The organism is Bradyrhizobium sp. WSM2793, from assembly GCF_000379585.1.
Lineage (GTDB): Bacteria > Pseudomonadota > Alphaproteobacteria > Rhizobiales > Xanthobacteraceae > Bradyrhizobium.
Genome location: NZ_KB902811.1, coordinates 23658 through 35771, shown reverse-complemented (window position 1 = coordinate 35771; position 12114 = coordinate 23658). Strand labels below are relative to the sequence as shown.

At 61.1% G+C, this 12114-nt stretch carries 15 protein-coding genes and 2 pseudogenes; 4 read left to right on the top strand and 13 right to left on the bottom strand.

Annotation, left to right across the window (positions count from 1 at the left end; translation table 11 throughout):
- Nucleotides 1-86: 86 nt before the first annotated feature.
- From A3AS_RS45970 to A3AS_RS0134180, 7 genes are all read right to left on the bottom strand, one after another.
- The gene (locus A3AS_RS45970) at nucleotides 87-392 is read right to left on the bottom strand and encodes a DUF2934 domain-containing protein (protein WP_018321989.1); all 306 of its coding nucleotides are present in this window, start codon (nucleotides 390-392) and stop codon (nucleotides 87-89) included.
- A 14-nt stretch (nucleotides 393-406) separates the two neighbouring features.
- Complete coding sequence (locus tag A3AS_RS45965) at nucleotides 407-568, bottom strand: DUF2934 domain-containing protein (protein ID WP_018321988.1); 162 nt, start codon at nucleotides 566-568, stop codon at nucleotides 407-409.
- 730 nt (nucleotides 569-1298) lie between these two features.
- The gene (locus tag A3AS_RS0134200; RefSeq protein ID WP_018321987.1) at nucleotides 1299-1940 is read right to left on the bottom strand and encodes an HD domain-containing protein; all 642 of its coding nucleotides are present in this window, start codon (nucleotides 1938-1940) and stop codon (nucleotides 1299-1301) included.
- Nucleotides 1941-2123: 183 nt separating this feature from the next.
- Entirely contained in the window at nucleotides 2124-3098 is a 975-nt protein-coding gene (locus tag A3AS_RS0134195) for a GlxA family transcriptional regulator (protein WP_018321986.1), read from the bottom strand.
- Nucleotides 3099-3319: 221 nt separating this feature from the next.
- The gene (locus A3AS_RS0134190; protein WP_026202649.1) at nucleotides 3320-3742 is read right to left on the bottom strand and encodes a cupin domain-containing protein; all 423 of its coding nucleotides are present in this window, start codon (nucleotides 3740-3742) and stop codon (nucleotides 3320-3322) included.
- A gap of 121 nt (nucleotides 3743-3863) precedes the next feature.
- Complete coding sequence (locus A3AS_RS0134185) at nucleotides 3864-4535, bottom strand: HD domain-containing protein (protein WP_018321984.1); 672 nt, start codon at nucleotides 4533-4535, stop codon at nucleotides 3864-3866.
- A gap of 74 nt (nucleotides 4536-4609) precedes the next feature.
- Nucleotides 4610-5599 carry an NADP-dependent oxidoreductase gene (locus A3AS_RS0134180; RefSeq protein ID WP_018321983.1) on the bottom strand — a complete coding sequence of 330 codons (990 nt, stop codon included), beginning with the start codon at nucleotides 5597-5599 and terminating at the stop codon, nucleotides 4610-4612.
- Between the two features lie 551 nt (nucleotides 5600-6150).
- Between A3AS_RS0134180 and A3AS_RS0134175 the strand changes: the two genes are divergently transcribed.
- Both A3AS_RS0134175 and A3AS_RS0134170 read left to right on the top strand, forming a co-directional pair.
- Entirely contained in the window at nucleotides 6151-6570 is a 420-nt protein-coding gene (locus tag A3AS_RS0134175; RefSeq protein ID WP_026202647.1) for a CopG family transcriptional regulator, read from the top strand.
- Between the two features lie 4 nt (nucleotides 6571-6574).
- Nucleotides 6575-7723: a PHB depolymerase family esterase gene (locus A3AS_RS0134170; protein WP_018321981.1), complete on the top strand. Its 1149-nt coding sequence runs from the start codon at nucleotides 6575-6577 to the stop codon at nucleotides 7721-7723.
- 463 nt (nucleotides 7724-8186) lie between these two features.
- Here the strand turns inward: A3AS_RS0134170 and A3AS_RS49465 are convergent.
- From A3AS_RS49465 to A3AS_RS0134160, 4 genes and pseudogenes are all read right to left on the bottom strand, one after another.
- A pseudogene (locus A3AS_RS49465) lies at nucleotides 8187-8490 on the bottom strand (Ku protein); the annotation flags it as partial.
- 258 nt (nucleotides 8491-8748) lie between these two features.
- Nucleotides 8749-8964, bottom strand: coding sequence for a hypothetical protein (locus A3AS_RS49460; protein ID WP_018321979.1), 216 nt, complete (start codon nucleotides 8962-8964; stop codon nucleotides 8749-8751).
- A 58-nt stretch (nucleotides 8965-9022) separates the two neighbouring features.
- Nucleotides 9023-9265: a hypothetical protein gene (locus A3AS_RS45945; protein WP_018321978.1), complete on the bottom strand. Its 243-nt coding sequence runs from the start codon at nucleotides 9263-9265 to the stop codon at nucleotides 9023-9025.
- A 96-nt stretch (nucleotides 9266-9361) separates the two neighbouring features.
- Nucleotides 9362-9571 carry a cold-shock protein gene (locus A3AS_RS0134160; protein WP_026202646.1) on the bottom strand — a complete coding sequence of 70 codons (210 nt, stop codon included), beginning with the start codon at nucleotides 9569-9571 and terminating at the stop codon, nucleotides 9362-9364.
- A gap of 390 nt (nucleotides 9572-9961) precedes the next feature.
- On the opposite strand from A3AS_RS0134160, the pseudogene rpsU reads away from it, so the two are divergent.
- Nucleotides 9962-10234, top strand: a pseudogene (gene rpsU / locus A3AS_RS45940) (30S ribosomal protein S21).
- Nucleotides 10235-10349: 115 nt separating this feature from the next.
- On the opposite strand, the gene A3AS_RS0134155 reads toward rpsU, so the two are convergent.
- Together A3AS_RS0134155 and A3AS_RS0134150 are read right to left on the bottom strand one after the other, a co-directional pair.
- Nucleotides 10350-10628: a DUF1488 domain-containing protein gene (locus A3AS_RS0134155; protein WP_018321976.1), complete on the bottom strand. Its 279-nt coding sequence runs from the start codon at nucleotides 10626-10628 to the stop codon at nucleotides 10350-10352.
- 103 nt (nucleotides 10629-10731) lie between these two features.
- On the bottom strand, nucleotides 10732-11028 hold the full coding sequence (locus A3AS_RS0134150; RefSeq protein ID WP_018321975.1) for a hypothetical protein: 297 nt from the start codon (nucleotides 11026-11028) through the stop codon (nucleotides 10732-10734).
- A gap of 541 nt (nucleotides 11029-11569) precedes the next feature.
- On the opposite strand from A3AS_RS0134150, the gene A3AS_RS48640 reads away from it, so the two are divergent.
- Nucleotides 11570-11914, top strand: coding sequence for a hypothetical protein (locus A3AS_RS48640; RefSeq protein WP_018321973.1), 345 nt, complete (start codon nucleotides 11570-11572; stop codon nucleotides 11912-11914).
- Nucleotides 11915-12114 lie beyond the last annotated feature (200 nt).

The window sequence follows — 12114 nt, the reverse complement described above, 5'->3', positions numbered from 1 at the left end:
TCGTCCGTATCTCGAAGCGGGTGATGCCTCGCGTCTCATGGATGTTTTGCCACTCCGCTCTATCGGGTCAGCGGGCCGCGCCCCTTTCAACCTTCGCAACTCCCAAGCTTTGCTTGGTCCAGCACTTCGCGTTCCGCGCGTAGCCAGAACTCGGCATCTCTACCGTGTGGCCGCCCCGCACGCTCCCAAAGCTCGTACGCGCGTCGCCTGGTCTCGTGTTCCAGGCTCTCAAGTTTCAGTCTGCAAACTCTGCGGCTGATCTCACCAGCGAATTCTTCGAGGCGCTTCGCGGTCTCCTGATCGGTTATGAGCGCGGCCGCGTGACGAGCCAACCGAAGCTGATGTTCAAGCCGCCGAAGTTCGGACAGGTGGTCAATGAACGCACTCTGCATAGACCGTGATGGCCTCAGGGATTGTCCGACGTCTTAAGCTCGTGGCTGAGGCTTTCCTCCTTCAGCCGTTGCTCCGCCTCGTACCAGAACTCATCTATTCGGCCCTCCGGCTTACCAGCTTCCTCCCAAAGCTTGTAGGCGCGGGCACGTACGTCATCTAAATCAACTTGGGTCATGCTGCTTCATCCTCCCTTGCTATACCGTCAGCTGCCAAAGGTACTGGCCGCCGGGACCAGAACTCCAAATTGCGAAAGCAACCTGTTTGGCGGTGCGGAGTTCCCCAGCCGGCAGACCAACAGAGGTGGGTAACTGATCGTCACAGCCGCGCGGCTGGGGTTCGCTGTCGACCGGACGAGCCTGGTGTATCGACCATAGGAACGATGGTCCAAGGCGAAACTTGGCTCTGCATGCGTTTCCGACGCATAGGCTCTCCGACGGATAGCCCGAGCGGCCCCAGCCCTGGGCCAACGTCCAGGCCTGGGGTCGTTTCATTGCGTAAACAGACCCGCCAAGATCAGCCGCCTCTTGTTACGCCTGGGCGCTTGCGAACGGTCCAGGTTTTTGGGAGCGTCGGCTCGTGCGTCTCCAAGCTGCTTCGAGTGGGCTTGGCCGACTTTCGAGCAAACCGAGCTCAAGCCGTTCTCGGCATACGTACTCGGTCGCACCAGTTTAGACGGCCCTTTGAAAAGCACGCGTTGCGCGCTCTGAGATGAGAACTGATCTGCTCGATCGTCCGTCGCGCGACCGGCGCGTCGCAGAATTCACGGCATGCAAACCGGGCGGCCAAGACCCCATTGACCGCAACGACATCTCCCTCACCCGTGCCGATGGCGATTCCTTCCCCGACCGGACATCGTCGGACGGCTGGTATCCATCTCGGCCTCCTCGGCTGGGAGCAAGCAGGGCTCAGTTCGGCCAGGCCGAGCCAAGGATGATCGAGCAGAAGTTCTGACGGACGTAGTTCATGTCCTTCAGGGCCAGGACGTCGGCCTTCACGTTTCCGAACGTCGTCAGCGGCTTGTTTATGATGCCGTTGGCGAAGTGATCGATGATGTTCTCCTTGAAATTCGTCTCGCGCGGATGATGGACGCAGACATGGTCGCGCTGTTCACGCGTGAAGTCGTGATAGGCGATGCCGAGCACGTCCATCTCCACACCGGCGGTCACCAGCGCGATGGTCGGGCGCATATGCTCGGGGATCCCCGGCGTGGTGTGGAGCGCGATGGCAGTCCAGACGTCCTCGATGTCACGCTCGGGCACGCCGTAGCTTTTCATGAATTCGCGCGCAGCATTGGCGCCGTCGACCTCGAAGCGCAGATCGGGGCTCGAATATTTCTCGGTGAGACCCATGTCGTGGAACATGGCGCCGAGGTAGAGCAGTTCCGGGTCGTATTTCAACCCGCGGCGCTCGCCAGTGAGCGCGCCCCAAAGGAAGACGCGGCGACTGTGGTTGTAGAGCAGGTCGTCTTCGGTATCGCGCACGAGCTGCGTGGCGGCGCGCGCGATAGCACTGTCTGGCAGGCGCACGCCGGCAATGATCTCAGACATGGAGCAATCTCCTCGGTCGAGTAATGGGCTGGTTGCTTGTCGGTATTAGGCAATAGAGCCCTGCTCCCGACAACCAGCGCGACGCTACGGATCAGGACAGCCGTACGTCGTTTCCTGACAAAAGGCCGCTCGGAGTGATCTGGACGCTAGGAGCCCCAGTTTCGTGCTCGGATAGCTCGCGAACTATTCCGTTTCCGCTCGTCGGAAGCTGGCGCGGTATTGGACAGGGGTCACGCCGAGACGAGTGCTGAAGACAATCCTCATCCGGTCCGCCGATCCGAAGCCGCAATCGAAGGCAATGGCCTTCAGCGGTCGGTCGCTTGCTTCCAGCATCATGCGCGCGGTATCAACGCGGGCGCGCTCGATGAATTCGTGCGGTGTGGTCCCGGTCACCTGCCCGAAATGCCGGGCCAGATTCCGGGGGCTCATTCCGACGACAGCGGCAAGCGACTGCATCGTGTGGCGGTCCCCAATATTCGCCATGACGTGGTCCTGGATGCGTGCGATGGGCGATTCGGGATCGGCAGGTGCCGTGAGATAGGGACTGAACTGCGACTGTCCGCCCTGGCGCTGCGCAACCACGACCAAACGCTTGGCAACCTTGAGAGCCGTTTCAGCGCCGTGCCGCTGCCCGACGAGCGCCAAGCCCAGATCTATCCCAGCCGTCACACCCGCCGCGGTGATCAGCCGTCCATCGCGCACATAGATCAAGTTCGGTTCGACTTTCGCCTTCGGGAATCTCGCCGCCAGCGCCTGTGCATCCTGCCAATGGGTCGTGACTCGCCGATCGTCGAGCAGTCCGGCATAGCCGAGCACGAAGGCCCCCGTGCAGATCGATCCATAGATGCTCGAGTGCCGCGGCAGCTCCTTGACCCATTCAAGCAGGCACGGTTCGGGTTCTGCTTCTGGTGGCGTCGGAGTGCCGGCCACCAGAACGATGTCGAAGCCGCCCGCCGCCTCCTCGAAGGTCAGGTCGGCGACCATGCGGATGCCATTCGACGCGCGCAGCGGATCGCGGTGAGCAGCAATCAATACGGTTTCGTAGCGATCCGCGCTGCTGATAAACGCGTTGGCCTCGCTGAACACGTCCATCGGACCCGCCACGTCCAGGGCCTGGACCCCCTCACAGACGACGATCGCGACAGCTTGTACCGGCACCTGCTACTGCCTCTCCACCTGGAGCCTTATTATGCAGGTAGTCCGGCCCTCGCAAAAGGCCTGCCCCGATCCGGCAGGCAACAGAACGAACATCCGCGCATCCGGGATCAACCCAGGCGCTATGGCCTTTTATTGGTCGATTGGCTCTCCCGGCGGCCAACCAAGCGACCCATGCAGGTCCAAAAAAGATCGTCACGGCATCAGGCGAATTTGTCGCGCCATTATCGTGATCCCGGCGCCTTGTCTGGTGTGGTCAAGGGCTCGTCCTTGGAATCCACAACGAAGATTGCCAGTAAGCTGGCGGGCTCGTTGTCATTCGCGTTCTCACTGACCCTGTGATGTGAACCGGGCATTTCGTAAAAGCTTTCGCCTGCGTGATAGATCTTCGCGGGTTCGTCGCCGACTTGGCTACGGATGGCCCCGGACAGCACATAGGCGTAGATAAAAGCTGACGCTGCGTGATGATGAGCGAGCGATTTGGCCCCGGGAGGATAAGTCACCGTCACAGCAACCAGCCTCTTTCCTTCGACATTCGGCAGTGCGTGCGCGAAGGCGACTTTCACCTGCTCTCGTTCCTGCGCAATCGCCGGCGAAGCTCCCAGGGCGATCGTTGCTGCTATCAGCGGGATGGCGGCCGTTCGCATTGCTCTTCTCGCTGCTTTTGCTGTCATACCTCGAGGGTTTGATACCGCACCAACCCGATAGGCAAATCCACTGATCGACATCATCGCACCTTCTCCTCTAACGAGCTCACGCAAGATAGTCCTAGTCATGATGGTGAGCCTGGGGTTGGGAATCCGGGAAGGGTGAAGCAGCGATCAGGTCGCATGCGTTGGGGCTTTTGAACCCCGGGATGAAACGTTCGCAGACGGCGGCGTTGACGGTGCCATACGTGGTCGCTGGCTTATACGCAAAACCGGCGAAATACTCCTGAATGAAGCCTTCTTTGAAATTTGTGCGCGGGTACTTGGCGACAATTTCCTCGCGCAGCTCCGCTGGGAACTGATCGAACCCCACTCCGATGACATCGAGAAGCACACCGGAGTTCAGGAGCGCCACTTCGGGTCCCATATGCTTCGGGATGCCGGGGGTGGTATGCAGCGCAATTGCTTCCCAGACGGTCTGCACCTGATCTTCAGCGATGTTGTGGGTGCTGAGAAACTGTCGGGCGGCATTTGCGCCATCGACCTCGAAGCGCTCGTCTGGGCTCGAGAACTTCTTGATCAGGCCGAGGTCGTGAAATGCGGCAGCGACGTAAAGGAGTTCACGGTCGAAGGGCAGATTCCTCTGACGACCCTGCTCAGCAGCGAACAGGTAGACGCGAATCGAGTGATTAAACAGCAGATCGGTGGAATGTTCGCGCAGGATGTCCGTCGCCTCTTTCGCGAGCAAGGAATCGGGAATGACGAGAGCCTGGGCAAGATTTGAGGTCGCCATCGTTGCGTCCTTTCAAGAATTACTGTGGAGCTTGGCTGCGCGTTGCGCGGGAGCGCAACTATTAAATTTGCTGATCACCTCGCTCCGACGTCGAGCACGATCCTTCCTTTCGGCTGCGGCCGCACGCGTTCCAGCATCAAATGAGCCTCGCGCGCATCCGCGAGAGGTAAGACTGCCCCGACGTTTGTTCGCAGCTTTCCCCCATCGATGAACCGAGCGATCTTCGTCAGATATTGGCTCGTGACGTCGACCAGAAAGAAGGCGGCTTCAACACCGTAGCGCTTTGCAAGATCCTGATCCGGGCGGGACACTGCCGAGATCAGCTTGCCGCCGCGACGAAGCACCTGGAATGAGCGTTCTTGAGTTTCGCCGCTGACCAGATCAATCACGGCGTCCGCGTCTCGAACTTCTTCCTCGAAGCGCTGCGTCCGGTAGTCGATCACCGTGTTTGCGCCCAGATTGCGCACGATGGAAATATCGCCGGTCGATGCGGTTGCGACAATTTGCAGACCCGCCTGACGGGCCAGTTGAACCGCATAGGATCCAACGTTGCCGGCTGCGCCGTGAATGACCACCGTTTGACCTGCTTTGAGTTGGGCGTGATCAAACAATGCCTGCCATGCCGTCACGGCAATGACGGGGACGGACGCGGCTTCAACGTGGCTTAGCGAGGTTGGCTTGCTCGAAACCATCCCTGCGGACGCGAGAGCGTACTCGGCATAGGCTCCGATAAACCGCGAGTTGGTAACGCCAAAAACCTGATCTCCGGTGCGTAATTCGGTGTCACCGGGTCCCGTCGCGACGATTTCGCCCGAAATATCCGAGCCCAGCGTGAGAGGGAGCGGCTGCGGCAAAGCGCTCTTGCCGGACCTGATCCAGCCATCCCATGGGCCAACTCCAGCGGCCGCAACTTTGACCAGGACCTCGCCAGGACCTGGCTCGGGTCGCGGCACGCGCTCGAACTTCATGACGTCTGGCGACCCAAACTCGTGCACGCGCCAGGCCATCATTGTTGAATGGGTTCGCTCTTCACCAAGTCGAGGAACGATGCTGCTGGAGGTCATCTGATGCTCCTTGCGCTCAGTTCATCATGCTTGCCGTCGACCCTTCGGGGCGATTGATGGGACGGGCTCGCCCGTATTTCGCAAGGACTCGTGCCCCGGACAACGAGCACGATCCCGCGGATCAGGACAGCCGTACGTCGTATCCTGACAAGGGCCTGCGCGCCTTCCCGGCAAGAGAGGCGCTTCGTCGCCAGATGTTTCTGGATCTATTCCGGTTCCACTCTGCAGAAGCTGTCGCGATGTTACGTCCAGGCGGGGGCTCAGAGGCTTACACCGACGGTGGAATCCCACGATAGTTGCTCGCGCGCATTCGCAGGCTATGGCTGAAGAACGTCACCGCAGGACGCCCAGCTTACGTTATCGGCCGGGGCAGCGCCCCCTCCTCGGGTTCGGGCCGCTTAGAGCGCCTCCTGCAACCTCGAGTCGTTCCGATCGAGAAGATTGCCAGGAACCCCTCCCCTGCGGCTCACGTGGTATCCATAGCGCACCCCTTGAACGTTCAGCTGCTCCATCTATATACCATCCACTCAGATGGACCATGGATGGAAGCCATGACTAGTAACGTCCGCGAAATCCGGCCAAAGCCGTCGGACTCGGAAAAAATCACGATCAATCTTGGCTTCGTTGATCTCGGTCAGGTCGACTTGATGGTCCAGGAAGGATTCTACTCGAACCGGACCGATTTCATCCGAACGGCAATCCGCAACCAGCTCGAACGCCATGCCGACGTGGTCAAGCAGTCCACGGTACGAAAGAGTTTGGACCTCGGGCTTCGGCACTACAGCCGCGAGGATCTCGATGCGGCGCGGCGGGCCGGTGAGATGCTGCACATCAATGTTCTGGGCCTCGCCACCATCGCGCAGGACGTCATGCCCGAGCTGGCCCGCGCGACAATTGCCTCGGTCTCCGTGTTGGGGGCCCTGCACGCCAGTCCCGCCGTCAAATCCGCTCTCGCCGACAGAACGAGGTAAAGCCATGCTGAAATTGGACATCGTTCGCGAAGCCACACGCCTCACACGTTCGGGCCAGCTCGTCGAGGCCACGGCGCTGCTCCAACGCATGCTTCGGGGTGAGCACACACCGGACATCGCCGCCCGCACCACACAACGCTCTACCGCGACAAAAAGAAAGCCGCCGATCATCGACGCCAAGCCAGATGTCACCGCGAGGAGAAGTCCGCGTCGCACGGTCCGTCCGCCGTTGGATCTCGCCAAGAACCTCCCTGGGCTTGGCCTCGGAGGGCCGCTGCGGCGCGCCCCGCCGTCCATGGCGGACATCGTGCCGGACGGCACCCGGTTCGTCGAAGGCAGCTACGGCAACGCCGCGGGAAGCCGCACGTACCGGCTCTTCATCCCCAGCGGCTATCATGGACAGGCCATTCCGCTGGTGATCATGCTGCACGGTTGCACGCAGTCGCCGGAGGATTTCGCCGCGGGCACGCGGATGAACTTCATCGCCGAAGAACAGACCTGCTTCGTGGCCTATCCCGCACAGCGGGCCGAAGCAAACCATGCGAAATGCTGGAATTGGTTTCGTCCAGCCGACCAGCAGCGCGGCGGCGGCGAACCCTCGCTCATCGCCGGCATCACCCGCCAGATCATGCGCGACCATTCTGTCGATCCGCAACGCGTCTACATCGCCGGGCTCTCGGCCGGAGCTGCGGCTGCCGCCGTGATGGGATCGACGTACGGCGATCTGTACGCGGCAGTCGGCATCCATTCCGGACTTGCCTGCGGGGCCGCCACCGATCTGCCCTCGGCGCTAATGGCTATGAAGCAAGGCGGCGGGCCCGAGGCGATGCCGGGCAAGGGTCCGCCCGTCCCGACGATCGTCTTTCATGGCGACCGCGACAACACGGTGCATTCGAAAAACGGTGATCGAATCGTCCGGCAGTCCATCGGTGGGACGAGCACGACGGCGAAGGTGCAGCGCCGACGGGTGCCGGGAGGGCATGCCTACACTCGCACGGTCCATGTCGACGCCGGCGGACGCGGAGTCCTCGAGCACTGGGAGATCCACGGAGCCGGACACGCATGGTCGGGGGGCAGCCCCGCCGGCTCCTACACCGATCCGGACGGACCGGACGCAACGAGAGAAATGCTGCGCTTCTTCCTCGAGCATTAGCTCCCACAGGGGCGGAAGCGAGGTGGCATCCGCTTTTCATCTCGGTGATGGGAAGCAGAGCTCGCAATCGTTCTCCATCGAACGGGGGCCCGCTGGCGCTATCAGGTCTTCGGCTTCTGTTCCGCTGCAGCCTCTCGAGCGATCCGCTCCGACTTCAGGCGCTCCCCGTTTGCATGGAATGCCTGTTGGTCGCGTTCATGCTCGGAGACCGGTGCGCTCCGCGCGCGTGTCGCGAAACACCTTCTGGGCCTCCCGTTGCGCCGCGGTCGGCGTCATCCGGTCTGATGTGCGATTGTTCATTGCTCCCTCCTTCGGGCGCAAACGGTCCTTGCGCTATGTTGCGCATTCGGACCGCCAACCTTGGGGGTAGGTTTTCCCCCGGCGGGGCTTTTGGGGGGCCAGGGGCATGGATTCGACTCTTCGCGAAGCCATTCGTTCCAATCCCCTGGTGTCTCGAAGATGACGCCGACTTCCGCTGCGCCTTGGCTGGCTTTTTCGCCGCCGCTTCCTTCGCCGGCTCCTTGCCCTCGATCGACGTCAGCATTTCCTTCTGGCCGGCTGCCGCCTTGCGCGGCTTCTTGGCCGGTTGGCAGCCTTCGCCGGCGCGGCCTTCTTGCCGACTCGGCGTAGCGCCTCCATCGGGTCGACGACGTTGGTCGCGCGGGCTTCGACTTCGGCGTGATCGGTTTCCCGGCGCGCTTCTGGTTGATGAGGTCGATCAGCGCGGTCTCGTAGTCGTCCTCGAACTTCTCCGGCTCGAAGCGGCCAAGTCAGAGCGGTCGAACTGCTATCTCAGACGAATGTCGCTCGCACCATTTTGATTTCTGGGATGACGGTTCGCTCGCTGTAGACGACGAAGCCCTGGAGATGGGCCGCTTCCCGAGCTTCGAAAGCCAAGCTATCGATGCGATGCTCGCAAAGCTTCAGGCTCTTTGGCGATGTGCGCAAGAGACAGCACCGCTCCAATTTCAACGGCCCCTTGCTGGTCAAAAAGTGCTCGTGCAAACTTGGGGCCGGTCCGACCACTAAAGCATCGAGAGCACAACAACCCCATGTTCGAGCTCGCCTGAAGTAAGGCGTGCGCGTGCCATACGTTCGAACTCCGTTCGATGCTTGTGTAGATAGCTGAACGCCTGCTTCTCAGTACTGAATGTCGTCGCAAGCCGGCACATCTGCCGATGTGCGCCGAACGCGAGAAAGAAGGTGATCGTCCCGCCGCGCTCCGATCTAGCTCTACGCAAGACGCCCCGCCTGTCGCATGATCGGCTCCCTAGATTTCGGCGTTCGCGTCACAGGCCACTAAACCCGCGACTTTCTTGGGCGCTTCTTCGGTGGAGGCGCTGGCAACGCCGCCTGAAGGACTGCGTCAGCTGCTTCCTTGGCCTCACGAACTTCTCGAAGCCGCGCCATGTTCTTACGAACTTCGATGGCCTGCTTTTCGACATCGGCCAATGCCCGCGCTCCCTCTTCAGCGGCCAAGCGCTTGCGATCGGAACGTGCGATGCCTTCTGATGATGGCTCTGCCGGCTTCTTGGCGGTCATCGCTCGCCTTGCTCCACAACGACAAAACCCGCTCAATCCAACGATCGAGCGGGCAGAGGGGCCGTTCCAGTACATCCGTGAAACGGCGCCACGATATCAAGCCAGCGAGAGGTTCTCAGCGCTGACTTTGCCTCGCATCTTGTCGGTCTCGGTCTCGAAGTTGACCTTTTGGCCCTCTCCGAGCCCGGAAAGACCAGCTCGTTCAACGGCGCTGATATGAACGAACACATCGTTGCCGCCGTCGTTCGGCTGAATGAAACCGAAGCCCTTTTGGCCGTTGAACCACTTAACAGTACCTGTCGTCATCTCTTCTCCAAAGCGCAAAAGCGCATACCGCACGATGATCGCGCGGCTATCTTCAACGTCGTCGATGTCTTTGGAAAAGGAGCCCGCGGGCGCATTCAACAAGGCACAGCGGCTAATCGAACAGCACCAATATAGGTCAGTTTTCGGATTTTGCAAGGAGGGAGGCCAATTAGTTTCGTCCCGACAATTCTGTCGAGATGCGAGAAAGAGTTTATGATTGACACTCGTCAACGCGAATGGTCACGTTGATGCACCAAGCTGCATTGCTGTTGCAGGCAGACTAGTACTTCGCGAACATCGCCGCCGTTATCCTGAAGACCGAAATGAAGCTCCTGCGCGTTTGGCTGCCTGCAGGACGTATCGCGTTTGCAGCCCAGCGAGGAGACTCAATTGCAGGTACTTCTCAGAGACAACAATGTTGAGCAGGCTCCGTGTTCTCAAGAAGAAGATGCAACGAGAGGGCGTCTTCCGGGAAATGAAGCAGCGTCGCTCCTACGAAAAGCCGTCGGAGAGAAAGCCCGCGAGAAATCCGAAGCTATCCGACGAGCCCGGAAGCTTGCCCGGAAGCAGGCGATCAGGGAGGGATTGCTGCCCGCGCCGCCGAAAAAGAAGCCTTTTGAGCGGAAGCTGCCTTTGCCGGAGGTCAAAGCACGAGCGGAGTAGAAGGAGGCCCGCGTTCCGGAGAACGCCGCACGTCAACTGCTTGTCGGACCTCGTGCTATCAGGGCTACGTCACCTGTGAGGCAGCGAAGATTCAGCCGTGGCGGTCCCATCATCCTTACTGCCTGAAATCGATGCCTCGCAGCACAATGCCTGGCGGCGTGCCTTCGAACTCGGTCGCGCGATACTTGCTTGCCGCACGGGCTTCGATGCGATCCCGCAGGCGCGTGAATTGGGCTTCCCGCTGCTCGGGTCTGACTTGCGGCCCACCCTCGAGGAAGTCCATCGCAGAGGTTGAGATCGCGCAAGGAATCTCTCTGGCGCCGTCATGCATCGAGAACCGCACGATCATCCGGTCGTATTCGTGGGCGATAAAACGGCCGCTGGTCAATGTCATAGGTTACTCCGTTACGTCATCGCGAGTTGGAAGGATCCGCCCTCGCAAGGCATATCGTTCCGGACTGCCTGCCGCGTCCCGGTCGCAACGAGCCTGACACCGCTCAGCCTTCCCCCGACAGCCGGGCAAAATCATCGAACAGCGCAGCCACCAGGGCGCGGTGGCGCGTGTCCTCGGCAGGGAGGCTTGCAGCATAGAGGTTGAGCAGATGCCGTGCCTTCACCGCCGCCTCCGGCCAGGAGCCAGCCGGCACCGTCATCATGCGATTTTCCAGATCAGCCTCGCGCTCGCGCAATTCGCGCAGATTGGTCTCGACCTCGGCCAGCGCCCGGCGCAAGTCCGTCGCCTTCTGCGCGGCCATCCCGCGGTGCTTGTCAAGGTCGACCGGCTGATCCGTCATTGACTGATGCTCGCGCCTACGGCTCGCGCATGCGCAAGTTTAACCGAGCCGGCCGACAGCAGCTCCGTGGCTTCGCAGGGGACCTCGAGGGGCACGGTGATCGTCCTGGCAGTGTGGCGACAGGCTGAGAAGCTCGGACCCTCGATCGTCTCCTCGTCCGTGAAGACCTTATAGGCTCCAGCCGGCAAGACACGCTCGCTCCCGCGGATGCGGAAAGCGACGGCTTCTCGCCGCGAGCGGATGGTCATGCATGCCTGCCTTTCGCAAGTGACGCCCCAACCGACGCTGGCGATCACGACCATGCTCCCGTCGCGTGGCAATAGCCAGCACTATCGTCACCAGGGGCGGGCGAGCGTCGCCTGCAATGCACATATCGCTCGCTACTGGCTCGGCGCAGGCGTAGGATCGCTGCCATCGCCGCACTTCTCAACGGCTTCAACCGGTGACTGAGGGTCACGTTTTCGCATTTCGGAATGGATCGTGCCGCCGGTGATCGTTCCGTTGTTTCTTCTGCTTCTCGTGTGCGGAGCCGCCTTCCTCAATGGCTAGGGCAACACGCGTGCCGTATCTCGTCAGCGGGACCAACGAATACGGCAGCTCCAATCTCGGCCGCGGCACTGCGACAGTCGCGCTGCGCCTCGCACGGAAACTGCTGCGTGAAGGCTACATGGACGTCAGGGTCTGTACCCCGCGTGGACGCGTGCTGCAGTTGGACGAACTCGACGAACTCAAGCCACCAAAGGAGAACGAAATGGCGAAGGGCCAGCAACGCGGCAATCGCGAAGCCAAGAAACCGAAGAAGGAAAAAGCCAAGGTGATCGCCGCGGCCCCGAGCCGCAAAGAGGCCGCCTGGCAGCCGGACTTCGGACCTACAAAGAAGAAGTAGCGAAGAGCGGATGGCGAGCGGCGGTGCTACGCCCCGTCGACGGCTCAATGACCTCTCACCCGGCGTGATCCGATCGGACGGCTGGCCGTCGGCCTATTGCCAAAGCGGTCTGGGTCGAAGTGCCTTTGGATCGCTCGGCTGCCGGCCGGCCTTGGCGGCAATCGGGTTTGAAACCAACCCCCATTGGGCGCATTTAGCCC